The sequence below is a fragment of the Collinsella sp. TF09-1AT genome, from assembly GCF_003436895.1.
GTDB lineage: Bacteria > Actinomycetota > Coriobacteriia > Coriobacteriales > Coriobacteriaceae > Collinsella.
Genome location: NZ_QSRC01000007.1, coordinates 123,707 through 147,215, shown reverse-complemented (window position 1 = coordinate 147,215; position 23,509 = coordinate 123,707). Strand labels below are relative to the sequence as shown.

Here is a 23,509-nt window from a genome sequence, read left to right as displayed (position 1 = left end):
CTATTTGCTCAATGTGTTCGGCTGAGATCGGAAATCAACCGGTACAAAGCAGGTAGCTGTGCAAACTGGCCGTGCACCCGCCTGCGGCGCTCGGCCTGCGAGATTAAGGATACGATATGGGAAAGAAACTCGATAAGAAGGCCAAGCCCGCAGCGGGCAAGACGCCTAAAGGCATGAAGGTCGACAAGGCCGTCAAAAAGTTCCGCAAACTCGAAGGCAAGCTGTGGACTCGCGAGTACCTGCTCAAGATTGCCGAGTTCGATGGAGCGACGATTGCTCCCGCCAACGGCGCTGCCGCCCGTGCCGACGCCATGGGTACGCTTGCCGGCGAGCATCACAAGCTGCTGACCAGCGAGAAATCCGTTGAGCTCGTACGCTCGTTAGCGCGCGAGACGGTTGCAGGCGGACATGTAGACGACCCGCAGCTGCTCGACGAGATCCGCGTGCTCGGCCGCGACCAGCGCGAAGCGAGCGTTGTCCCTACCGAGGAGGCCGAGGCCTGGACCAGGCTCACCTGCGAGGCCGACGCCGTGTGGCACAAGGCCAAGACGGCCAATGACTGGGCGAGCTTTGAGCCCTATGTGGACAAGATTGTGGGCCAGCTCAAGCATCAGGCCGAGCTTATGGACCCCAAGCGCGACCCATACGACGTTTGGCTCGACCAGTACGAGCGCGGCCTTTCCGCCAAGAGCTTCGATGCGTTTTGTGACGAGGTCAAGGCCACGGTCGTGCCGCTCGTGCACGCCATCGGCGAGCGCGGCCAGCAGCCGGCCGCCGACTTTTTGCACGCCCACGTGCCCGAGGCTGCCCAGCGTGCCATGAGCTTCGACCTGATGAAGCTTGTCGGCCTGAATCTGGACGACACCACGCTTGCCTTTACCGAGCACCCGTTTAGCGAGGGTTTTGCCGTGGGTGACGCGCGCATCGCGACGCACATCTACGAGGACGATTGTATCTCCAATGTCTACAGCATCATCCACGAGGCGGGACACGCCATGTACGAGCTGGGCATGAACCCCGCCTATGCGCGCACGTGCCTGGAGGGCGGCACCTCTATGGGCATCCACGAGAGCCAAAGCCGATTCTTCGAGAACACCGTGGGCCGCAGCCGCGCCTTTATGGGGCCGCTGCTCGAGGTACTGCGCCGCCACGCGCCCGAGGTCTATGGCAGCGTGGACGAAGACACGCTCTACCGCGCCGTGAACATCGCGCAGCCGTCGCTGGTCCGCACCGAGGCCGACGAGCTCACCTATCCGCTGCATATTATGGTGCGCTACGAGATCGAGCGCATGCTGTTTGCCGGCGAGGCCACGGCCAAGGACATCCCCGCGCTTTGGAACCGCTTCATGGATGAGTACTTGGGCATTCCCGTTCCCGACGACACGCGCGGCTGCCTACAGGATACGCACTGGAGCGGCGGCTCGTTTGGCTACTTCCCCACCTATGCGCTGGGCAGCGCCTACGACGCCATGTTTGTGCCGGCCATGTGCCGCGACGGCGTCGACCTTACCGGTGCCTGCGCGAGCGGCGATCTGGCGCCCGTCCGTGCCTGGCTGGGCGAGCACATTTGGCAGTGGGGCCGCGCCAAGGACGCGCCGGAGCTCATCAAGGGCGCCTGTGGCATGGACTTTGACGCCCGTTACTACTGCAGCTACCTCCAAGACAAGTTCACCACGCTGTACCAGCTGTAAGGCATAACCGACACGCCAACGCAAAGGGGAGCGCCGCGGAATCAATTCGCAGCGCCCCCCTTCACTTAGTCATTGGGGACGCTCTTTAATGACTAGTCGTTTGGGACACTCTTCGCCAGCCAACAACCCGGCACTTGGGGACGTTCCTAAACTGCCGGCAGATAAGGAACGTCCCCAAGTGCCGGCAGAAAGGGAACGTCCCCAAGTGCTGGGTGACTGCCCCGGAGAGGCTGTGGTCAAAAAAGGCAAAAATGAGTACTGTTGTCAAGTTGATAGCATTTATTTCGGGCTAAAACAGGGTCGCGGATGAGATTTAATCTCATCCGCGACCCTGTTTATTGGACATATGAGGAGCAATGTCTGTCGATATAACGCTCAGGCAATGCCGAAACGGCCTTTTGAGGCAAAATTTGCTGTTACTTATTTAGTGACAGTACTCATTTTTGCTTTTTTGGCCACATCATTTTATAACCCCCTGTCAGACAGCCCAAAAGGCGCCCTATAGAGCCTCGAGTGCGTTGGCGATGCGCTTCATGGCGGCATCGGCGGATGCCTGGTCGGGGGCTTCGGCCAATATGCGAATCACCGACTCGGTTCCGCTCTTGCGCACGAGCACGCGTCCCTCGCCCGCCAGCGATGCCTCGGCCTCGGCGATGGCGGCCTGCACACCCATGTTGCCCAGCGCGGCGTCCTTGTCCGCCACGTGCACGGCCACCTGCGCCTGCGGCAGCAGCTTGCACGGAGCCGTGAGCTGCGAGAGGGTCTCGCGCTCGGCACGAATCACTTCCATCACGCGCAGCGAGGTCATAATGCCGTCGCCCGTGCGCTCGATATCGCCAAAGATCGTATGGCCCGTCTGCTCGCCGCCCAGGCTGTAGCCGCCCTCGCGCATCTTGGCATACACGTGACGGTCGCCCACGCCGCTGGTCACGGCACTTAGGCCGGCAAGCTCCAGCGACTTGACCAGGCCAAAATTGCTGGCAATCGTCGGCACCACGGTACCGCCCGAAAGGCGACCGTGCTTGTTCAGATACACGCCACACACGTACAGGATCTGGTCGCCGTCTACCACGCGACCGCGCTCGTCCACGGCCAAGCAGCGATCGGCATCGCCGTCATAGGCAAAGCCCACGTCCAGGCCCTGCTCCACCACATGACGCTGCAGGCGCTCTATATGCGTGGAGCCGCAGTCGACGTTGATGTTAAAGCCATCGGGCGCGGCGTTGATCACGCGCACGTCGGCACCGAGCGCGTCAAACACCGGCTTGGCCACCGAGGAAGCCGAGCCGTTGGCGCAGTCGATACCGATCTTGACGCCCTGCAACGAAAAGTTCGCGCTGGCGATGAGCGAAGCAATGTAGCGGTTGCGGCCCTGCATGTAGTCCACCGTGGCGCCGATGTGGTTGCCCGTGGCCAGCGGTACCTCCCTCTTACCATCGATGTAGTCCTCGATGAGCTCCAGTACGTCCTCGTCCATCTTAAAACCGTCGCTATTGACGAGCTTAATGCCGTTATCGCAAAACGGGTTGTGGCTCGCGCTGATCATGATGCCGCAATCGAAGCAGCCTTCCACGGTCTGATGCGCTACGCCCGGCGTGGGGATCACGTGCAGCATATAGGCGTCCGCACCGCTCGCGACCAGGCCGCTCACCAGCGCCGCCTCGAACATATAGCTCGAGCGACGAGTGTCCTTGCCCACGATCACGCGCGCCTTGCGCTCGCGGTTGGCGCCGTAATACCAGCCCACAAAACGGCCAATCTTATAAGCGTGCTCTACCGTCAGCCCAACGTTGGCCTCACCGCGAAAGCCATCGGTGCCAAAGTACTTCATGCGCTCTCCTTACAAAATAGGGGCGGACAGATTGCCTGTCCGCCCCAAAATGGTACTCGATTATCTGCGCTACCAGAAAAACCCTACGCCGACGCGCTGTCGCGAGCCGCCTGGCATGTAGGAGTCTGACGCAGCGCAAGCGGCTTGTCCCCCGCCTCGGCCGACGTGGTCAGCGTATACGTGATCGTTGTCGTCTCGCCAGCATGCAGGTCGACGGTGCCCGAATAGAAGGGGATTCCATGCCACGTAGCGGCACCAAGACCAAACTGGGTGCCCTCGACGGTCAGATCAGTAATGTTGCCGCCCGTCGGGGCAAACAACGAGACATGCAGACGCTCGTCGTCGCGCGCGGCATCGGGCGCGCTCGCCGCAACGTAGTCGGGCAGCTTACCGGCCTCCTCCTGCGTCATGATGTTCGTCAGGGTAACGGTGATGCGATACGAGCATGTGCCGTCGCCGTTCTTGACGCCCTGGCCAATCTGCGTGTCGGCGTTCAGATACCAGTCGAGCTTGGAGAAGCTCAGGTTGTTAAAGTAAACGCCGGCAACGGGATCGGCACTCGGATCATCCGGATCGGGCAGTGAGGCGTCGATGTTCATCTCCTTGATAGCGTTCTGCTCGTCATCGTTTTTCATCCACGCGATCAGGCGGCCCTCTTCGGCACCGCGCTCGAATGCACCGACAAGCTTTGTAACGTCGACATCACCGATGCCACCGAGAATCTTGTCGAAGGCGGCGCTGGCAACAGCCGCAAAGATGCCATCCGATTCCTCGACCGGATAGTTCCAATACACATCGTGCATGAGAACCTTCGCCGCGTTGGTACCGTCGACGACCGTACCATCGGGCAGCGAGACATTACCGACAAGGCCCAGCAGGTACTGCAAGAACACCGGGTCAATACCCACGACACCGTCAACGTCCTGGCCATATTGAGATTTCCACAGGGCTGCGACACGTTGCGAGTTGCGGGGCCAATCAGGCGAATAGGTATTGCCCGAGTTGTACAGGTTACTGTGGTTGCCGAACAGCGCCTCATCCTCTTCGTCGACGCTCTCGACTGCCTCATCCTCGCTGAGTCCAATGCGGGGAACAAAGTCACCGATCGACATCTGGCCATCGGTAACTGAAATCAAACCTTGCGAACCGCCAAAGCCGCCGCAGGCACGAATCTCGACGTTGTTCATGGCGTACACAAGGTAGTTGCGCGTCTGGCCGTTGGCGCCGAGCATCTGGGGAAGGACGGGGGCGACCTTCTCCGCCGCGTCAACCGCGCCGTTGAGGGTGGCAAAGCCGTCCTTGGCCTTATCGACCAACTCGGTCACCTGGGAAATATGAGTATCGCCAATGCCCTGGATCTTCTCGTTGACGCTCTTGAACACCTTCGAGCTATCGGAGAGCGAATCGGCGACCGCCTGCAGTGCGGACACGTTGATGGTCCCATCCTGGAACAGCTTGCCGGGCGTGGCCTGCGAAAGGTTATCGGCCATGGGAACCAGCGCGTTGCTCGAGACATCGGACAGGGCGTCGATCATGGTGCGGGCCGCATTGATATCGCTGCCATACACCGGGATAAACGAAGCCGCCGTCCACAGCGGGCTCGAGGTCTCCGCCTTCATGCTGTCGCAGAGCTCATCGATCTTCTTCGCGTCGTCAGGCAGCGTCGAAAAATCGCCCGACGTGACCTTGTCCTTAAGGCCACCGACGATCTCGACAGCCTCCTTCGCTTCGCTCTTTACGGTCTTTGCCGAGTTAAGCAGCATAAAGCCGCTTGCGCCAAGCGCAACGAGAAGCACCGCGACTACAGAGGCAATAATGGCGCCAGTGTGACGCTTTTTGCGCTCGCCCTTGCGATGGCGATGACGGACCAGACCGTCAGAGGTCGAACTCGACGAAGCGTCGCCACCGTAGTTCAAGCCAAAATCGTAATAATCTTCCTTGGAACCCGAGCCCGCAAACTCGACACCGCTATCATCCAGGCGGGCGAACGTGCCAGTCTCGGAGGCGCCGGTGTAAATCGTGCCAAGGTTACCCGTAAGCCCCACGCCACCGGAAGAGGGAGTATTGTTGGCGGCCCTGCCGGCATTAACGTTGCCGTCGGTATTCGCGGCGTTGACAGCACCTGCGTTGTTCGCAGGTGCCGAAGGAGCCCCGCTCGGCTGCGACGTGGAGGTTGCACCGCCCGCAAAGACATTCCCTCTTGCACGGCCGGTCTTTTTTGCCTTTTGAGACTGCTCGTACAGAGCGGTAAACATCGCCGTCTCGCCCGGGGACACGCGCTTACCAGAACCGCCCTGTCCAGCGCCGCCCGGCGTGCCGGCCTTACCAGCCCCGTTCGGACGCGGCGGAACTGCAGGACGGCCGCTATCGCTGCCCTTAAAGTGATTACCAGCCATAAAGAAATCCTCGCAATTGAGTCGCAATGAAAAAGTCCATAACGTTGCTAGTTTATGGCATTTTGGGCATCGACAGCTAAACTCCAGACACGGACATCAATTGGCGAAAATGTGGCACAACACCTTTTCTGTCTTGGCGGCGGCGCCAGCTACACCGTGAGGAACATCATCACGATGATCATGGCAAAGCCGATAAGGTCGGTCGGCAAAAACACCGTGCCCAGCATAACGGCGCTGGTGATGGTCGCCGAAACCGGCTCCACAGTTCCGATGAGGCTCGCACGTACCGAGCCGATGTCCTTAACGCCCTGCATATAGAGCATGTAAGCAAAAAACGAGCCGATAACCACGAACACCGCGAGCGCCTCGACGCCGGCAGCGTCGAGCGCCGGCATATGCGCCCAAGGCTGCACGAAGACACACGAGACCACGCCCGCCGTGAGCATTGCCGAGCCCGTGACGATGGGGCTGCCGTATTCGGGCAGGATCTTGGCGGGAATCACCGCCATGCATGTAGCGCTGACCGCACACATGAGACCCGCGATCAGGCCGAGCGGCGAGATATTCAGGCTGGTGGGGTCGCCACCGGTGGCGATTAAAAAGGTGCCACCCAGAGCCAGACCGATGCCGATGACTTCGCGAGTACGCGGCATGCGGCGATCGGTCACGCAGGTGTAGCCCATGATGATAACGAGCTGCAGGCACTGGAGCACCGTCGCGGTTCCGGCGTTCGTCAGACGCACGGCCGAAAGATAGCAAAACTGATTGAACAGCAGGCCAAAGGCGGTAAAGAGCAGCAGCTGCTTGCGATCGGCGGCTGTGGTCCAGAGCTTAATCAGGCGCTCGCGGTCGCGCGTAACAACCACGGCCATAAAGAGTAGACCGGCGAGAATCTGACGCACGCTCATAAGCCACAAGGTATCGACGTGGTAGGTATCGAACAGAAAGCTCGCGCTGGTGCCCGAGAAGCCCCAAAACGAACCGCCCACCAGCGTAGCCAAGACGCCCATGATCAACTTGCGCGTCGAAGCGCTGTTCAGGCGGTCGCGCCATGCACGGCGGGTGTTGCGGCTGAGCTCGTCGGTGCCCTCGGGCACATCAATGTTCGATATATCGGTCATCGGCACCGAAGCTCCTGCGCCTTCGACCTGCTCGACGCACTCTTTGCTCATTCCACTCCCCCGAAACAGCCTGGAAACAATTCGGCTTACCTTACCACGGCGAAGGCACCAGCCGGAGGCTTGTCCGCTTATCGGTAGGACAATTCCGCAGGCGTCTTTCCATAGCTCGGTACCGCAATGGCCTTGCATTATGCGACAGTCAAATCGCGGCAGCAGGCTCTTTTGAAATGGATATGACAAAGCCCCCGAATTCCACAATGCAAGGGTTGATTTCCGATCTCAGCCGAACACATTGAGCAAATAGGCCGTTCCCGCACCTAGCCGAACGCCCCCGTGGCCCCTCCTGGGGCCCGGGGGCGCCGTTTTCCCAGTTGAAGGAACGGTGGAGATGTGTTTCGATGGGTCCGGTGGCCATGCTCCGCCCGCCGCCCGGCGCCTCTTCCCAGACTCAGCCGAACGGTCGGTCAGTCTATTCCGTTTTCCCTTAGGCTAGGACAGCGGGGCATCGCCCCTTTCCGCGCGCGCCCGCGCGATGAGCCCCGGCGTCAGGTCGAGCTCGCCGACGGGCACGTCCTCCACGCCGTACGCATCCAGCAGCGCCTCCGCGTCGGCGCCGAGCATCGCCCGGAAGGCGCGGGCGGGCGTCGCGAAGCCGAGCGCGCCGCGGGGCTCGGAGTTCACGTGCGACATCGCCAGCGACAGGTCCGCCGAGGCCAGCCGGTCGAACCTGAGGCCGCGGCCCTTGGGGGCTGCTCGAAGCAAAAACGAACGATCCCACGGACCTCGCGCGCGCCGTCGAGCTCATCGAGATCGGCGGGGGCATCGACGCGTGTCGTGATCTCGCACTCAAGCTCGCGCAAGAGGCGCAAGACACCAGCCGTGCGCTCGCCGAGAACGGCGTCATTTCGCACAACGCCGCTGACCTGCTCTGCTCCATGGCCGATTTCTTCATCAATCGGAGCGTATAGCGGAGTCGCAAGCGCGTAAACCCTCGAAACCTCCCCCAGCAGTGCATTTTGCTCGCGTTTCCGCAAGATTTCGATTTCAGAATGCACATGTTGGGGAGGTTTTGGATTGCTGTGGCGACCGGCGGTCCGATGTAGCCGCAAAAGGCCCATCAGCCGCCGTACATCCTCGCCGGCCGCCTCAGCTCGCCTTGGCACGCAGGCGACGATACAGCAAGCCGCCCAACGCCACGCACAGCAGTGACACGACAACGACGACACCAACCACCAGCCAGTTTCCGCTGCCCGCAGCGGATGCCGCGGCCGTCGAAGTCACAATGGAGGGAATGCGCCCAAACGTTGCGATGAGCACCACGAGGGCGAAGCGCATCTTGGTGAGGCCGGCGAAATACGTCAAGAAGTCCTTCGGGGTTCCCGGGATCAAGAAAATCACCAGCATGACCAGCTCGAGTCGCTTCGCATTATTGAGCCACGAAAACCGGTCGAGAAGGCTGCGGTCGAAGAAGAGGCCAACCAGGCTCCAGCCCCATCGACGCGTCGCCCAATAAATCGCCGACGTCGCCAGCCCCGAGGCGACGAGACACAGCGCCGTCCCCTCCCAGAAGCCAAACGCGTAACCACTCGCCAGCTCCACAGGCTCGCCGGGCAAAAAGGCCAAGAAGATCTGAGTGACGTTGATTCCAAGCATGACGAGACGACTTATCACGCTGTGGTCGGCGACGAACGACCGAACCGCCTGAGGGTCTGCAAGCCATGCCAAGATCCCCGGAAGGTATTCCCAGCATGCAGTCGCGAGGATCGCGACCGAGGCTGCAAGCGCCAAAAGCACGCGACGGCGCAGGATTCGACGGCGGGCATCGAGACCATCGTCCTCTGCGACGGCCTCGGCCGACATTGCCGCAGCGGTCGCGAATGAGGGGGCGTTTGCGGTCCGCGCGCCGGCAGAAGAGGCGTCGTCCAGCGCGTCATGAGCGCCCGCGACTCGATTGCGAAGCTCGCTCAAGGCGCTTACGTCAAGACGGCGAGCGGCGCCCCCGCAAGAAACCTGACCGGAATACCCTTCGGCTTCGGGCTGCATCCTCATCATCGCGTTACCTCCTTGTGTACCTGACAAGGACAGTTTCGCAACTTGGTGTCTATGTTTTGTCTACCAGCAATGACAATTCAGTAAGCCTTACGTTAAGGTAAGCCATTCTTAAGGTAATAGCAGGTAACTGGTTCGCCGACGGCTCGATGAGCCCAGCGACGCCCGCGCAGCGCGCGCCCTCGTCACAACTCCCCCGTTTCGTCCCCATCGCCGCCCGTGCTAAACGTCGCCGTCACACGTGCCCCGCCGGTCGAACCATTCCCTAACTCAAGCGCTCCCCCGTGTAAACCGCACAAAATGCTCGACACATTCAAGCCCAGCCCAAAATGCTCGGCAGATTTGTTCTCGCTAAAGAACGGATCGCACCCGCGCCGCAGGGCTTCGGGCGTAAAGCCCGGACCATCATCGGCAACGCTCAGAGCCAACCTGCCCTCGCGAACAGAAATCTCAACCTCGATGACGCCCTTCGCATGGCCGCACGCATTGCTCAAGAGGTTGTCGAGAACCTCTTCGACCAGGGGTAGATCGATGTGGGTCATGTCGGCGCGGGCGCCATCTTCACCCTCGTCGATTGCAACCCTCAACGCGAGCCCTTCCCCGCGCGCCGCAACAACCTCGTTCGCATGCGACTCGAGCTCATCCACAAGGGACCGCGGCGTCAGCGGCTTGCGGTCTACAGGTCGATCTTCGAGCTTGCTCAGCCCTCCCATCTCCGTTGCGTACCGCTCCAAACGCACCACCTGGGCCGACAGGGCATCCAACGAACCAACATCGAGCTCATCGCCGCGACGCAGGCGCATCTGCGCCATCTCGACCGTCCCCTTGAGCACCGTGATCGGCGTTCGGAGGTCGTGCGCAAACGCCGCATTGAGCTGACGCCGCCCTTCGGCGGTGCGCCACAGCTCGCGCTGGGCATCGAGCAGCGACGCCCTCATATTCTCCAGCGTCTCGGACAGGCGACCAAGTTCTTTGCCCCGCACGCGCTCGATCGAGAAATCCAAATCCTGACCGGCGATGCGCCCCGCGGCGCTCGCCAGCTCCCCCAAGGGCCCGGCGATGTGAACGCGGTAGAAGTGCTTGAACGTGAGCCAACCCAGGCCGCCGTACGCCAAAACGGGCACAAGCCCCGTCGCAAGCGTGAGGACCCAAGGCATCGGACCATCGGGAGGCGGTGAAGCCGCATAATAGGCAGTGTTCGAGACGAGCCCTTCGCCAAACGTCTCCTCAAGATCGGCTCCCGTCATGTTTTCAAACAGCTCCACGCTCTGCGCGCGGCCCGCGCGGCTCAACGCGTCATAGCGGGCGAGGTTCTCCGCTGGAATCGTGCTGTTCACCTCGAGAATCTCCTCCTGCGGATAGCCCTCGTTGTAATTGAGCCCCCAGTCGTAGAGCTGCACCTGGCCGCTACGAACCATGTCGACGGTCGCGTACAGCGTGCTGATGGTGCGCCCGCCCTCCGGCACGTAATCGCTACCGGTCCCCCAATCGCCCGTCGCAATGAAGACCGCGTACGGCCCATCGCCTGGCAAGTTGAGCTCGGATGCGGGAAGCAGCTGCTGAGAGGTGGGGTCGTAGATGTATGGGCCCGAATCGATCACGCCGTGCTCGGTCAAACCGTTGTCGAGCGTCACCTCGAGTTCGTAATATCCATTATTCCAAGCCGCGAGTACCTCAATGGCGCTCAGCGCAAGCACCGTGGCGACAACAAGATAGGCGACCAGATACGCCGTGAAGATCACGCCCAACGGCCGCAGGCTCCACCAGGTACGCAGGCGCTCTTTTCGCGGCAGACGTTTCAGCTGTTCGCGCTCAAGCTCGCGGGCCGCGCGTCGCTCGGCGCGGCGAGCTGCGCGGCGGTCGCGCCTGCGGACAGAACCGCCATTGTCCCGACAACCGTCCTCGCAAGCGACAACTCGGCCGTCTTCGTGAGGCGCATGGCGCCCACGTGGGCCCTTACCAAAACCTGTCACTTTGCCACCCACTTGTAGCCCACGCCCCATACCGTTGCGATCGGGTCGTCCGCGATCCCCGCCGACATAAACTTGTTGCGAATGCGGCGAATGTGCTCGCGCACCTGCGACGGGTCACCCGCGGCGTCCCATCCCCACACGCGCTCGTAAATCACATCGCGGTCAAACACCTGGCCAGGGCGCTTGCTCAACAGGGCGATGATGTCGAACTCGAGCTTGGTCAAGTCGACGGTCACCGCGTTCGAATCGCCCCCGGCGGACGAATCCCGATTACCACCCGCACCGTGAACCTCAACGATGCGTTGAGCGTAATCGATGGTCATCTCGCCAAAAAAGCGGACGGCGCCGTCGCTTTGCCGATCGCGAGTCCTTCCCTCGCGCGCCATGTGCGCCGCCACGCGACGACCCAGGACCTCGAGAGAAAAAGGCTTGAGCACGTAGTCGTCGGCACCCGCCGCAAAACCATCAAGCTGGTCCATATCCTCAACGCGCGCCGTTAGAAAGATGATCGGGCAGCTCACATGCTTCCGCACGCGGCGGCAGACCTCGAAGCCGTCCATCCCCGGCATGTTTACATCGAGCAGCATGATATCGGGGGTGGGGCCAGAAGAAGCCGCCGCCAGGGCCGACGGCCCGTCATGGGCAACCGAAACCTCGTAACCCTCCATGCGGAAAAACTCCGCGAGCATATTTGCGATATCAGCCTCATCATCTACGACCAGCATGTTCATTGTCGGCCCCCATACTACTCAAACAACGGCACACGCCTCGTGCAATCGTGCGCAAGACGGCGAAGCCAGCACATACTTCCCTGAAACCTTGCCACAAATCTGTCTACGCTTTGTCGATAATTTGACCGCAAACGGTCACCTGCAGGCGGCGAGCGGCTTTTTCTCACCAGACCACAATGCAAGCGATTTTTAAAAATGTTCTTGCCACCGAGTTCAGGCTCCGTTATATTATCCCTTGCGCACTTGCGCACCCTTGATAGGGCGTTTAGCTCAGGGGGAGAGCGCTTCCCTGACACGGAAGAGGTCAGAAGTTCAAATCTTCTAACGCCCACCAAATGTTCACAGCTCAGAGGCTATGTCTCTGGGCTGTTTTGTTTTATGTCGCCAAATCCGCTGGCAGCTCCAACCATCATCGCAACGTAGCATCAATTCACCTGACGAATGGCTGCCAAATAAATTCAATACCCCAACATCAACAATAGCCAGGCACAAAACTGCGCCGCAAACTGCTCCAACCGCTCAAACAACCACCCTGCCCATGCACAAAACCGCGTCAGCAACCCAAGTGCCTATCCCGGCTGACTCCGCAGTCAATCAAAACCGCCCCAATAGCCACCGAGGCCGAGACCAACGCGTCTCGAACCCATCCGAACCGCAACTTCTCAGCAAAACGCCGCGATGTCTGCGCTCTGCGGTATCCTTGAGCCACTTGCACCTGCAGCACCAAGGAGCCGCCATGCGCACCGAGCTCGATGTTCCCTTTTCGCACAAAGAAGAAGCCAAGGCGCTGGGCGCCAAATGGGACCGAACCAAGAAGATCTGGTATGTACCTAGCGGCGTCAACCCCGAACCCTTTGCCGAGTGGCTGCCCGGTGTTGACCGATCCGACCTCTCGGCGCCGTATATATATCTAGTACTGGGCAAGCGCGAGTGCTGGAAGTGTCACAAAGAGACCTCGGTCGCGGCCTTCGGCATTCCCTATCGAACCGATAACGACGAGAGCATCGCCATCGCGCACGCGCCCAACAAAGCCGGGCACATTGCCATCGACACGGCCAACGCCAACGCACTCGCCATCGTGCCCGCTCTTGGCTGCGCACCGGGCGAGATCCGCGACTACCTTCATAAGCGCTGCGGCTACAAGCCCGTGGGCGCGCGAGCCTCCAAAGCCCCGTCACTCGGCAACACGTGCACCAGTTGCGATGCGCTGCAAGGCAGCCGCTATCTGTTCGAGGAGCCCTCATCCCCGTTTGCCCTCACTGCCATCAACAAGCTGCCGGCACTGGAGTTTGTGCGCGTCGAAGTTGCCGGCGTCTTTGGCGTCCCGGCCGCGCGTACCGACTTTGACCAGGCGCTCTTTACCTGGGCACGCGACCATCACGCCGAGTTCCACAAGCAGCTCGGTGAGGGGATTTATTTGTAGGGACGGAGAGGCCTTCACAGCCAGCTCCTCCGCATCACCTATCCCTCGTCGCCGGCGTCGTACACGATATCGAGGCCACAAACAGGGCATTTCTCCGGGTACACCGGCATATGAACGCCTGTCCGTTTTCTCACTTCGTCGCTGAGTCTGTCGCGCGCATCGATGAACCGAATGTCGAGACACGGTATTTGCGAGCCGCAACAAGGACAGGCGACGACAAACGACCCGCAATCAACTTCTACGCTCGGAAACATATTGTTGTCGATAAGGGCACGCGGCAGTTTTCCGTACTTCCCCATCACGACATCGCCTCGCCAGCTCACGCTCGCTCCCTTCCCGTAATTGAAACCAGGAAGAGCATGCACCAGCAAGTGCGCGCGAAATTGCATCGCCACGCGATCCGATCAAACAACACGATCTTAAAAGACCACCAAAGCCAAATACGCTAATACGGCAGAATCCCCGCCTTTTCACGCTTCTTTTCCGAGCGATCGAACTCAATGCGATGGGCCTCAAGAAACGCCGTATTGGGTCGCCACTGACGCTCATTCGGCTGCCTTAGCGTCGCACCTGCAAAGGAAGCGTAGTCGGTCTTATCCAGCAGGTACGATCCGCACAGCCGATATTCACCGCAAACAGGCTCAAACGAAATCAGATGAGCATCAAATAGGGAATGTAAGTCGCGCCGAAGCAGAATGCCATTGCTGGCAACTTGCGATTTAGGGCCCGAGTAATTCTCGATATGTGCAGCCTCCAGAGCTTCGCTGACGCCGCAGTCCGACACCGCGCAACGGCCGTCATAGGCGGCAACGAGCTGCTTGCGGAACCATTGTTGCCCCAGTCGCTCGCGCCTTAACGCATAGCGAACTTTTTCGTCATCGGTCGCATCCCGTCCGGCAAACTCAATGTCGACTGGCATGTGCTTCAGATAGCTCATGTCGGACGCAAAACGAGGGTCAGGCCCGCCTTTATGAACGGGACCATGCAGAACAAACCAGCCGTTTTCGGGCTCGAACCGTTCAACAAACGCAAGGCCAAGCACCTTATAGCCCACCTCAGTTGCAAATATGACTCCAACTGGAACGCCACATTCCATGCAGTTGAGCATTTTCCGGTTATAGTCTTGGTCTCGAGAACCAACGGTGCCCGGCGCTTGAACCGAATACTTAATGACCCACGTGCCGTCATCCAAATAGAGCGGAGGAACATCGGTATAGAAGCTCTTTTTAGAGTTATGGACCGAAAGCGCAAAGATCTTATTGGGATCTTGCTTCACCCGATCCTGGCCCGGCCAGAAGATCCCTGAATCCCGCGTTACGGGAAAGAAGTCCGAGCCAATTCTCAAACGATACTGATACTGAGGGCTATCTTCCTTGGTGTGGTGCGGAAGGCTGGTCCAAACGCCGCCGCGCTGTTCCTCACCCAGAAACCACTCCCATGCCTCAACGTATTCGGAAGGCACGAGACTGCAGGCGCGGTCATAGCTTGGTCCATCCATCAACGGAACAGCAAGGTCAATGTCGTTCATCGCCAGCACCTACAACCATACGAACGCGAATCATGCCCCTCAATAATATGGCCGAGAGTCAATTATTACGAGGTCTCATTCCGCGATCGGCACGTCGTTGATGCTCTCGGTTTGCCGCTGGCGCGCTTGTACCCCGCTGTCCCACTTCCCTGTATACTGATGTAGCACGTGTTTCATCCGGGCTTGTTGGACCGGGTCGTTCATGGGAGGGCCTTATAGCTGCTTCGAATCCGCCTAAGGGGAGCGTTTCTTCTTCGTCCATCAAGCCGGTTACACGCAAGGCCGTGCGCTGCCAGCGCGAGGTCGCCTGGCTTGTCACGCAGGCAGCAGGCAGACTCGTGGCGAGCACGGAGGACGTCAATGCTCCCACACCGAGCTTTGTGCTGGCAGCGGCGCTGGATCGAGTACGCCAGCTGGAACTCGTCGCACAAGAAGACGGCAGCCATCTTGGCTACCAGGACGCTATGGCGCCCGACCTGTTGACCTTTTGTCGCATGACCAAATTGCCCGCCGCACCCAATGCGCTTTCGGACGCAGGCTACATGTTTACGCTTTCGGGCGCGGACCTTATCCGCGACATCTATGCATACTGCAGCGAGCTCGCCGAGCGCAGCGTCTTTGGCACGGCTGAAGTCAAACCGGGATATGTCATCAAGCTGGTTCTTAGGCTGTTCTTGATGGACGGGTTCGGGGCCATGCCGGCGTAAGCCGAGTCTTTAGCATCACCGTCGACTGGGCAACAACCGCTTTACCTTAATGGACGCCAATCGAGAGTCGATTATTGGGTCGCCTCGTCCACTAACGCATCTATCCCACGCGCTCCGACAGTCGATACTTGCGGTTGCGGCTCGTCGCCGGCGCCGTGGGCTCAAGCTCGCCTTGAGCAATGAGCGCGTTGACGCGCGACCTAACCTGGGAAATTGTGAGCCCTGTGTGCTCTGCCAGCTCGCGCGTCCCCAGCTCGCCGTAGTGTTTGAGTGCCGTCACAATTAAGCCCCCGCCATGATCGACCGGCTCGATCTTTGAACGGTAAAGTACGACCTTGAACCGATCGAATCCCGGGCAGAACAGGGGCTCGGCCAGACCATGCGCGCGCATGGCATCGATCATCATCGGGATGCCCGAGCCATTGCCCTCAGCCGGCGAACCTGCGCCATCCGGCAGCGGGACAATCGACATGAGCTTCACAAGCGTCGCGTTACGGCATCGGGAGCTGCCGTCAAACAAGTTCTCGCGAGTCTTTCCCCCGTAAAGGCCGCCAGGATTCGTCACCTCGACACGATCATCAAAGACGTCGACGGCAATCGATTGTCCACAGAACCGATCCCCGTATTCTCGATGGATTACGGCGTTGGCGATTGCCTCGCGCAGAACCTCCTCGGGAATCTCAAGCGAGTCGACACGCGAGACGCCTTGGACGGTCGAGGTTCGCCGCAAATTCTTGGCGACGGCTGCGACGGCATCCGAGATCATCTCGCCCAACGTTCCCTCACAGATTGTGCGGTCCATGAACCTCAGCGACCCCGCCATGCCCTTCTGAGTTCCCGCATGGACAGCCACATCAATGAAGAGCTTGGGATAGAACTGCTGAGGGTAAACGCCCGCGGCAAGGAGGCCGGCCTTGGTAACATTGCCCTGGAAGTCGAGGAGATTCAGGCGCTCCATCTTTGTCTTCTTGTCCGTCGCACCGCGCATCGCTCGAGGCGTCAACGAATAGGCACGCTCTATCGTGCGATCGACCAGCGACTCGTCGAGATCGCCCACACTCGTGCCGGGCACCGTATCGCGATCGCTAGGACTCGTCCGTTCGTATGACGACAGCGCCAAAACCTCGGTCGACGAAAGCGGCACGTCTTTGTCATCGACGCGCTTGTAGCTGCCGCCCTGGGCGCCCCGCTCTATGACATAGCAAGGCTTGCTCGACGGGTCGAGCTCCTCAATCGTGATGACCAGAACCACGGTGCCCTGGAGCTCCACGCGCTCAATGGTGTATTTGGGCGGATTGGCCAGCTTTCCGCGACCGCCGGCATCGCCCATGCCCGCCACGAATTGGTTGAGCACTTTCTCGGTCTCAAAGTTTGCAACTGGGACAAAACCCGCGCGCTCGCTCACTCCGAGTACGATGATGCCGCCGGCGGTGTTTGCGAAAGCGCTGACCGTTTCCCATACGTCGCGGGAAAGCGTCGTGGCGCTCTCCTTGACCTCGACGTTAAGATCGTCCGAGCCCATGCGCCTTAAAGACTCGAGCAGACCGACCAGCTCGTTTTCGTTCATCTGCACGTCCTTTCGCTCGATCCTGCGGGTGTACCCCAGACGGACACTTCTCATCTCTCGGTTATCTCTCATAAGTATCTCTCATCTTTCTGTTATCTCTCATATTAAAGATGAGTGAGAGATGAGAGATAGGATGTCTGCTAGTTGCTTCATTTAAACATGTTTTTGCTGGTAGAACAATCGATATTGAAACAATATCACGATTGATTTTTCTCTATTCTGTTCAGTTATCTCTCATAATTATCTCTCGTCTTTCTGTTATCTCTCGTATTAGAGATGAGTGAGAGACGAGAGATACGTGAGTGATACGTGAGCGTGGATTTTTGGACGGTCGGAAAATGAACGTGGATATTTGGACGGTTTTTGGGCTTTTGCGACATATTCCGTCCAAATATCCACTCTCGTTCGATAGGTGTCCGAAAATCCTCGCTCGTCCGTCCAAATATCCACTCTCGTTTGGCGAGTGTCCAATTTTCCACGCTCGCGCGTCCGGATTTCCTCGCTTCTGCGGCAGGCGAACCGCGGATGGTCGACGATCAGCCGGCATCGTCTCCAGTTCGCCGCAGAGCCGCGGCCCCATATGGGTATACTCTCGGGGATTCGACTCGATTCGCCCCCGCTGGGGCGTCAAAGGAGACTGCATATGCCCACCACCTCAACCGACCCTCGCGCCGCTGCCGCCGCGCTGCTGGTGCCCGGCACCACCTGCCACGGCTTTGCCGTCGAGCGCTGCGAGACCGTGCCCGAGCTCGACTCGGACGCTTACGTGCTGCGCCACACCGCCTCGGGCGCTCGCCTGCTGTACCTGGCGTGCGACGACGAAAACAAGGCCTTTGCCATCGGCTTTAAGACGCCGCCGGCCGATTCCACCGGCGTGTTCCATATTCTTGAGCACTCGGTGCTGTGCGGATCGGCCAAGTTCCCCGTCAAGGAGCCGTTTGTCGACCTGATCAAGAGCTCCATGCAGACGTTCCTCAACGCCATGACCTACCCCGACAAGACCATCTACCCCGTTGCCACCACCAACGAGCAGGACCTGTACAACCTGATGGACGTGTACCTGGACGCGGTGTTCAACCCGGCTATCTATACCAAGCCCACCATTTTTGAGCAGGAGGGCTGGCACTACGAGCTGGACCTGCCGGAGGGCGTCGAGGGCGAGGACGGCGACAGCTCCGCCAGCCTACGCGAGGGTACGCTGCGCTATAACGGCGTGGTGTTCAACGAGATGAAGGGCGCACTGTCCGACCCCATGAGCGTGCTGGACGACGCCGTCAACGCCGCGCTCTACCCCGACACCGCCTATGCGCACGAGAGCGGCGGCGACCCGCGCGCGATTCCGGCGCTCACCTACGAGCAGTTCCTGGACACGCACGCACGCCACTACAACCCTTCCAACTCCTACATCACGCTCTATGGCGACCTGGACGTGGACCGCGCGCTGGCCTTTTTGGACGAGCGCTACTTGTCGCAGTCGAGCGCCGCGAGCCGTCGCATGGACGCAGCCGTCGCCGCCGGCGAAGACCCGTCCACGCTGGCGCCCAATCCGCTGGGCGTGCAGGCACCCGTGGCCTGCGAGTACAAGCGCGTCGAGATGGCCACCACGCCCGAGAACGCCCTGGTGGGCTTGGGCTTTGTGCTGGGCAGCGCGCTCGATCGCAAGCGCACGATCGCTGCGGATATCTTGTTCGAGGCGCTGCTGGGCTCCAACGAGGCGCCGGTTAAGAAGGCCATCCTGGCCGCCGGCCTGGGCGGCAACGTGGTGAGCTACACCGCGGCCGAGAGTCTGCAGCCCTACGAGCTCATCATGCTGCAAAACGCGCAGCCCGGTGTGGCGCGCGAGCTGCGCCGCGTGTTCCAAGACGCCTGCCGCGACCTGTGCGAGCATGGCGTTCCGCGCGAGCGCCTGGAAGCCATCATCAGCAGCAACGAGTACGACCTGCGCCAGCGTGATTACGGCATCGCCGACGGCGTGGCCATTGCATGCGACGCGCTGAGCACCTGGCTCTACGATGACAACGCCGCGACGCTGGCGCTCAAGTACGGTCCGGTGTACGAGGAGCTGCGCGGCGAGCTGGACGGTAGCTACTTTGAGGACCTGCTGCGCGAGCTGGTGCTGGAAAACGACCACATGGCGCTCGTCGAGCTGGTGCCGGTGGACGCCGGCTCCGGTTCGGAGGGCGCCGAGGGCGCTGAGCTGGCAGCCAAGCGCGATGCCATGACCGATACCGAGCTGGCCGACGTGGTCGAGCGCACGGCCGCGCTGCGTGCCGCGCAGGAGGCCGAGGACACGCCCGAAGCCAAGGCCACGCTGCCGCGCCTGCGCGTGTCCGACATTGGCGAGGCACGCCCCGAGCCGCCGCTGGTCGTGGACACAACCGCGCCCATCCCCTGCCTGCGCCACGACATCCCCACCAACCGCCTGGCCTACGCCATGCAATATTTCGATCTGGGTTGCGTCGCGTTTGAGGACCTGCCCTACGTGACCCTGCTCTGCCGCCTGCTCAAGCAGCTGCCCACGAGCGAGCACTCGGCCGAGGAGCTCGATAATCTCATCGCCGGCAAGCTGGGCTTTTTGAGCTTTACGACCGAGGTCATGACGCAGCCCGACGTGGACGGCGTGCGCCCCTACCTGCTGGTAAGCGCCGGCGCCCTGTCCGAGAAGATCGATGCGCTGGCAAACCTGCCGCGCGAGGTGTGGTCGAGCACGCTGCTGCTCGATGCCGACGCCGATCGCGTGCGCGACGTGCTCACGCAGATTCGCATTGGGCTTGAGCAGGGCTTTATCAACAACGGCCACTCGGCAGCACTCGGTCGCGCGATGAGTTACAGCTCGCCTTCGGCCGTGGTGCGCGAACAGCTCTCGGGCGTGGACTTCTACCTGTTCTTGCGTGATCTGCTCGAACACTTTGACGAGCGCTTGGATAGCCTGCGCGCCAAGTTTGCCGAGCTGGCGGGCCGCATCTTTGTGGCCGATGGCTGCCTGGCGAGCTTTACCGGCAGCGATGAAGACTTTAACGCGTACTGGGCCGCCGCGGGCGACCTGGGGTTGAGCGCGGACGCTGGCGGCGGCGCTGCCGGCCGCGACGCGCTCGTGGTGCCGGTGCCGCGCGACCGCCACGAGGCCTTTGTCATCCCCAGCGACATCTGCTTTGCGGCAAGCGCATGCGACCCGCGCCGTCTGGGCATCGACGTGACGGGCGCCTGGGCGGTTGCCGCCAACGCGCTCTCCTACGATTACCTGTGGAACGAGATCCGCGTAAAGGGCGGCGCGTACGGCTGCGGATTCCGCGCGGCCGGCGAGCGCCAGGCGGCGTTCTACACCTACCGCGACCCGGCAATCGATCCCTCGATTGAGCGCGTGGCGCGCGCGGGCGAATGGCTCGGCAGCTTTGAACCCGACGAAGCCGCCTTTGAGGGCTTTATCGTGAGCTGCGTGAGCGGCATGGACGCGCCGGTGAAGCCCTACGCGCTCACCAAGCGCCGCAACACGACTTACCTGGCCGGCCTCGATCCCAACGCGCGCGAGAAGCGCCGCGCCCAGATGCTCGCCGCCACGCCCGGTGAACTGCGCTCGCTCGGCGCCGATGTGACGCGCATCGCAGCCGAGTCGCCGACCTGCGTCTTTGGCGGCCGAGACGTCATCGCCAAGAGCAACGCCGACTTTAACGTCGTCGACCTGATGGGCTAACGCACGGCAAAGGTAGATTTTTGGGACATGTCTAAAAATCTACCTTTTTTCTGCGGTTTGAGCGGGGCGGCGCAGCCCACCGCGGCGGTTTGTCTCAATCTGTAACATCTAGGTCCAATTTTGCCGAGTTACTGTTACAGATTGAGACGAACCGCCGCAGACGCCCACTCCACAGCACAGACCACCACAAAGGTGCCTGTCTCCTTCCTCAGTTGTGATTCGAACACTTGTTCTATACGCACACATGTTCTATAGTAGAGGTGCTTGCATCAAACTGAAATTGCAACTAGAATATAGTTGCAGAATGTGAGGCGGGATGACTCGATCCGATAAACTCATCGCCCAGCTGCTTAGCTGTCCTTCAACGTATAGATTCGCTGACTTTCTTAAAGTTATGGCTTCATATGGCTTTGAAATGGACAGCAAAGGCAAGACATCCGGATCGCGCGTTCGCTTCTACAGGCCATCAGATGGCAGGATGTTCGTAATGCACACGCCTCATCCATCTGACGAATTGACAGCGGGGACCATTCGAAACATCGTTCGCTTTCTGCAAGATGTCGGAGGTAGTCATGAGTAACGTTTTGGCATACAAGGGTTATTTCGCCCCGGTCGAGTTCGATGCCGAACAGCATGTGCTAACAGGTATGGTCGCCGGCATTAGGGACGCAATCGTATTTGAAGGCTCCACGGCTGAAGAAGTGGAGCAATGCTTCCACGACGCCGTCGACGATTACCTTGAGTTTTGCGCCGAGAAGGGCAAGGAACCCGAGCGGGCTTTTAAGGGCTCGTTCAACGTAAGAACGGGCTCTGAGCTCCACAAGCAAGCAGCGCTGGCGGCGGCAAAGAAGGGTGAGTCACTCAATAAGTTTGTGACTGAAGCGATCGCTGCGGCGTTATAGCATTAACGCATAGGCCCAAACAACCACAAAGGGCGCAGTTCGCAGGCTTATTTGCGGTGACTTTACTGCCCATATCGCGTTTGCCCAGATAAAACCTGTCAAAATTAACCTTTCCCTTTTTTGGTAGGTTTGGGAGATGAGGCTGGAATGGATAAGGCTGAGTTGCGGCGGGCGGTGATTGCTCGGCGCGATGCTCTTGATCTGGATGTTCGGGCAGCGAAGTCTGCTGTTGTATGCGCGCGGCTTGTTGAGCTGCTGGATCGCTTGGGTGCCGCGGCACCGCGCACCGTTGCCGTCTATGCCGCCATGGGTTCCGAGGTCGACCCAGCCGCGTTTGCCGCCGCGGCCGCCAAACGCGGCTGGCGCGCGGCCTATCCGTGCATGCTCTCGGCAACAGACGCCATGGCTTATGGCCAGCGCATGTGCATGCGGGCAGTCTCTGCTTGCAATGCGTCCGAGACCCCGTTTATCGCCCACCCTACGCGGGCCTTCGCAGCCACGGACGTCGACAACATCCGCTTCCCCATCGTGCCTGCCGAAGCTCTCGACATGGTCGTCGTGCCGCTCGTAGCCTTCGACCGCACCGGTGCGCGCCTGGGATACGGCGGCGGCTGCTACGACCGCTACCTACCCACGGTCTCGCCCGCATGCCAAATCATCGGCATCGCCTTTGACGAGCAGCGCGTCGACCACGTTCCCACCGACGCCCACGACCTGCCACTGCCCAACATCGTCAACGCCTAAATGCCAGCGTACTTCCCGACAGCCTAGTGCTCCTCGCCGGCGCGGGCCAGGTCGTAGGGCGTGGTCTGGTAGACGTAGTAGTTGAGCCAGTTGGTGTAAAACAGCTGAGCCTGGCTGCGCCAGACGTTGCGCGGCTCGGCGGTGGGGTCGTCGCCCGGGAAGTAATGTGCCGGCACCTCGGGATCAAGCCCGCGCTTCACGTCGCGCTCGTACTCCAGGCGCAGCGTGTCGGTATCGTACTCGGGGTGGCCAAATACAAAGAAGCGGCGACTGTCGGTCGACTTGACGATGTACAGGCCCACCTCGTCGGACACGGCAACGACCTCGAGCTGCGGCTCGGCTTCCACGTCCTCGCGGCGCACATCGGTATTGCGCGAATGCACGGCATAGAAACGGTCGTCAAAGCCGCGGACCAGCGGACTCTGCGGCTTCACCAGATAATGCTCAAAGACGCCGCTCGCCTTTGCCGGCAGATCGTGCTTCTGGATACCGTAATGATGGTAGAGCCCCGCCTGTGCGCCCCAGCAAATGTGCAGCGTAGAGTGCACGTGCGTGGTAGACCAATCCATGATCTGGCAGAGCTCGGGCCAGTAGTCGACCTCTTCGAACGGCATCTGCTCCACCGGCGCGCCCGTGATGATCAGGCCGTCGTAGTGGATATCGCGGATGTCGTCGAACGTGCGGTAGAACATCTCCAGGTGGCCGGCGCTCACGTGCGTGGCCTCGTGCGTCTTGGTGCGCAACAGGTCCACCTCCACCTGCAGCGGCGTGTTGGAGAGCTTGCGCATGATCTGCGTCTCGGTGGCGATCTTGGTGGGCATGAGGTTAAGGATGAGCACGCGCAGCGGACGGATGTCCTGGTGCAGCGCGCGGTACTCGGTCATGACAAAGATGTTCTCACTCTCGAGCTGCGCGGCGGCAGGGAGGGCGTCGGGAATGCGAATGGGCATGGAAGCTCCTAACGAGTCAGTTGCAGCTATGGTACAACGAGCGACCCCATCCGCGCGAGCACATCGCCCAGCGGTAGATTTTCGGGTAGGTCCCAAAAATCTACCCTCCAACGCCGCAAAAGTAGAAATTAAGGCATGTCCCAAAAATCTACGGCACTTTAGTCTAGCAAAGTGACGCCAGGACGCTACAATGGTTCGACGCGAA

At 60.5% G+C, this 23,509-nt stretch carries 17 protein-coding genes and 1 tRNA gene; 8 read left to right on the top strand and 10 right to left on the bottom strand.

All coding sequences use genetic code 11. The annotated features are described in order from the left end of the window. Window positions 1-116 precede the first annotated feature (116 nt). Window positions 117-1,691: a carboxypeptidase M32 gene (locus DXC90_RS07690; RefSeq protein ID WP_117735459.1), complete on the top strand. Its 1,575-nt coding sequence runs from the start codon at window positions 117-119 to the stop codon at window positions 1,689-1,691. 499 nt (window positions 1,692-2,190) lie between these two features. Here DXC90_RS07690 and glmM read toward each other — a convergent pair whose 3' ends face one another. The 7 genes from glmM to DXC90_RS07655 all read right to left on the bottom strand — a co-directional run bounded on the left by glmM (window position 2,191) and on the right by DXC90_RS07655 (window position 11,792). Continuing rightward, window positions 2,191-3,522 carry a phosphoglucosamine mutase gene (gene glmM, locus DXC90_RS07685; RefSeq protein ID WP_117735458.1) on the bottom strand — a complete coding sequence of 444 codons (1,332 nt, stop codon included), beginning with the start codon at window positions 3,520-3,522 and terminating at the stop codon, window positions 2,191-2,193. An 83-nt stretch (window positions 3,523-3,605) separates the two neighbouring features. Beyond that, window positions 3,606-5,918 carry a DUF4012 domain-containing protein gene (locus DXC90_RS07680; protein ID WP_117735457.1) on the bottom strand — a complete coding sequence of 771 codons (2,313 nt, stop codon included), beginning with the start codon at window positions 5,916-5,918 and terminating at the stop codon, window positions 3,606-3,608. Window positions 5,919-6,067: 149 nt separating this feature from the next. Further along, complete coding sequence (locus DXC90_RS07675; RefSeq protein WP_195404620.1) at window positions 6,068-7,090, bottom strand: DMT family transporter; 1,023 nt, start codon at window positions 7,088-7,090, stop codon at window positions 6,068-6,070. 438 nt (window positions 7,091-7,528) lie between these two features. Then, a complete protein-coding gene (locus tag DXC90_RS07670; protein WP_199406651.1) occupies window positions 7,529-7,801 on the bottom strand; it encodes a hypothetical protein in 273 nt (90 codons plus the stop codon). A 384-nt stretch (window positions 7,802-8,185) separates the two neighbouring features. After that, complete coding sequence (locus DXC90_RS07665) at window positions 8,186-9,091, bottom strand: TVP38/TMEM64 family protein (RefSeq protein WP_233502249.1); 906 nt, start codon at window positions 9,089-9,091, stop codon at window positions 8,186-8,188. 182 nt (window positions 9,092-9,273) lie between these two features. Continuing rightward, window positions 9,274-11,061 carry a HAMP domain-containing sensor histidine kinase gene (locus tag DXC90_RS07660; RefSeq protein WP_233502248.1) on the bottom strand — a complete coding sequence of 596 codons (1,788 nt, stop codon included), beginning with the start codon at window positions 11,059-11,061 and terminating at the stop codon, window positions 9,274-9,276. After that, window positions 11,058-11,792, bottom strand: coding sequence for a response regulator transcription factor (locus DXC90_RS07655; RefSeq protein ID WP_117735456.1), 735 nt, complete (start codon window positions 11,790-11,792; stop codon window positions 11,058-11,060). The genes DXC90_RS07660 and DXC90_RS07655 overlap by 4 nt, the downstream gene beginning before the upstream one ends. Before the next feature lie 259 nt (window positions 11,793-12,051). Between DXC90_RS07655 and DXC90_RS07650 the strand changes: the two genes are divergently transcribed. Next, window positions 12,052-12,126: transfer RNA gene (locus tag DXC90_RS07650), tRNA-Val, on the top strand. Window positions 12,127-12,528: 402 nt separating this feature from the next. Further along, on the top strand, window positions 12,529-13,215 hold the full coding sequence (locus DXC90_RS07645) for a DUF5710 domain-containing protein (protein ID WP_117735455.1): 687 nt from the start codon (window positions 12,529-12,531) through the stop codon (window positions 13,213-13,215). 445 nt (window positions 13,216-13,660) lie between these two features. On the opposite strand, the gene DXC90_RS07635 is transcribed toward DXC90_RS07645, so the two are convergent. After that, a complete protein-coding gene (locus tag DXC90_RS07635) occupies window positions 13,661-14,743 on the bottom strand; it encodes an HNH endonuclease (protein WP_117735453.1) in 1,083 nt (360 codons plus the stop codon). Window positions 14,744-15,081: 338 nt separating this feature from the next. Between DXC90_RS07635 and DXC90_RS07630 the strand changes: the two genes are divergently transcribed. Next, the gene (locus tag DXC90_RS07630) at window positions 15,082-15,450 is read left to right on the top strand and encodes a hypothetical protein (protein WP_117799310.1); all 369 of its coding nucleotides are present in this window, start codon (window positions 15,082-15,084) and stop codon (window positions 15,448-15,450) included. 100 nt (window positions 15,451-15,550) lie between these two features. Here DXC90_RS07630 and DXC90_RS07625 read toward each other — a convergent pair whose 3' ends face one another. Continuing rightward, complete coding sequence (locus DXC90_RS07625) at window positions 15,551-17,017, bottom strand: ATP-binding protein (RefSeq protein ID WP_117735451.1); 1,467 nt, start codon at window positions 17,015-17,017, stop codon at window positions 15,551-15,553. Window positions 17,018-17,660: 643 nt separating this feature from the next. Between DXC90_RS07625 and DXC90_RS07620 the strand changes: the two genes are divergently transcribed. The 4 genes from DXC90_RS07620 to DXC90_RS07605 all read left to right on the top strand — a co-directional run bounded on the left by DXC90_RS07620 (window position 17,661) and on the right by DXC90_RS07605 (window position 22,354). Beyond that, window positions 17,661-20,708, top strand: coding sequence for an insulinase family protein (locus DXC90_RS07620; protein ID WP_117735450.1), 3,048 nt, complete (start codon window positions 17,661-17,663; stop codon window positions 20,706-20,708). 316 nt (window positions 20,709-21,024) lie between these two features. Further along, window positions 21,025-21,288, top strand: coding sequence for a type II toxin-antitoxin system HicA family toxin (locus tag DXC90_RS09875; RefSeq protein ID WP_117735449.1), 264 nt, complete (start codon window positions 21,025-21,027; stop codon window positions 21,286-21,288). Further along, a complete protein-coding gene (locus tag DXC90_RS07610) occupies window positions 21,281-21,610 on the top strand; it encodes a type II toxin-antitoxin system HicB family antitoxin (RefSeq protein WP_022094981.1) in 330 nt (109 codons plus the stop codon). Before DXC90_RS09875 ends, DXC90_RS07610 begins: the two co-directional genes overlap by 8 nt. Window positions 21,611-21,757: 147 nt before the next feature. Continuing rightward, on the top strand, window positions 21,758-22,354 hold the full coding sequence (locus DXC90_RS07605) for a 5-formyltetrahydrofolate cyclo-ligase (protein WP_117735448.1): 597 nt from the start codon (window positions 21,758-21,760) through the stop codon (window positions 22,352-22,354). A gap of 23 nt (window positions 22,355-22,377) precedes the next feature. Here the strand turns inward: DXC90_RS07605 and metA are convergent, their stop codons facing one another. Beyond that, window positions 22,378-23,304 carry a homoserine O-succinyltransferase gene (gene metA, locus DXC90_RS07600; protein ID WP_117735447.1) on the bottom strand — a complete coding sequence of 309 codons (927 nt, stop codon included), beginning with the start codon at window positions 23,302-23,304 and terminating at the stop codon, window positions 22,378-22,380. Between the last annotated feature and the right edge of the window lie 205 nt (window positions 23,305-23,509).

Excerpts from the sequence above, each read along its gene's own strand:
- DXC90_RS07690 (WP_117735459.1), top strand. The coding sequence starts at position 117 with ATGGGAAAGAAACTCGATAAGAAGGCCAAGCCCGCAGCGGGCAAGACG.
- glmM (WP_117735458.1), bottom strand. The coding sequence starts at position 3,522 with ATGAAGTACTTTGGCACCGATGGCTTTCGCGGTGAGGCCAACGTTGGG.
- DXC90_RS07680 (WP_117735457.1), bottom strand. The coding sequence starts at position 5,918 with ATGGCTGGTAATCACTTTAAGGGCAGCGATAGCGGCCGTCCTGCAGTT.
- DXC90_RS07675 (WP_195404620.1), bottom strand. The coding sequence starts at position 7,090 with ATGAGCAAAGAGTGCGTCGAGCAGGTCGAAGGCGCAGGAGCTTCGGTG.
- DXC90_RS07665 (WP_233502249.1), bottom strand. The coding sequence starts at position 9,091 with ATGATGAGGATGCAGCCCGAAGCCGAAGGGTATTCCGGTCAGGTTTCT.
- DXC90_RS07655 (WP_117735456.1), bottom strand. The coding sequence starts at position 11,792 with ATGAACATGCTGGTCGTAGATGATGAGGCTGATATCGCAAATATGCTC.
- DXC90_RS07645 (WP_117735455.1), top strand. The coding sequence starts at position 12,529 with ATGCGCACCGAGCTCGATGTTCCCTTTTCGCACAAAGAAGAAGCCAAG.
- DXC90_RS07635 (WP_117735453.1), bottom strand. The coding sequence starts at position 14,743 with ATGAACGACATTGACCTTGCTGTTCCGTTGATGGATGGACCAAGCTAT.
- DXC90_RS07625 (WP_117735451.1), bottom strand. The coding sequence starts at position 17,017 with ATGAACGAAAACGAGCTGGTCGGTCTGCTCGAGTCTTTAAGGCGCATG.
- DXC90_RS07620 (WP_117735450.1), top strand. The coding sequence starts at position 17,661 with ATGCCCACCACCTCAACCGACCCTCGCGCCGCTGCCGCCGCGCTGCTG.
- DXC90_RS09875 (WP_117735449.1), top strand. The coding sequence starts at position 21,025 with ATGACTCGATCCGATAAACTCATCGCCCAGCTGCTTAGCTGTCCTTCA.
- DXC90_RS07610 (WP_022094981.1), top strand. The coding sequence starts at position 21,281 with ATGAGTAACGTTTTGGCATACAAGGGTTATTTCGCCCCGGTCGAGTTC.
- DXC90_RS07605 (WP_117735448.1), top strand. The coding sequence starts at position 21,758 with ATGGATAAGGCTGAGTTGCGGCGGGCGGTGATTGCTCGGCGCGATGCT.
- metA (WP_117735447.1), bottom strand. The coding sequence starts at position 23,304 with ATGCCCATTCGCATTCCCGACGCCCTCCCTGCCGCCGCGCAGCTCGAG.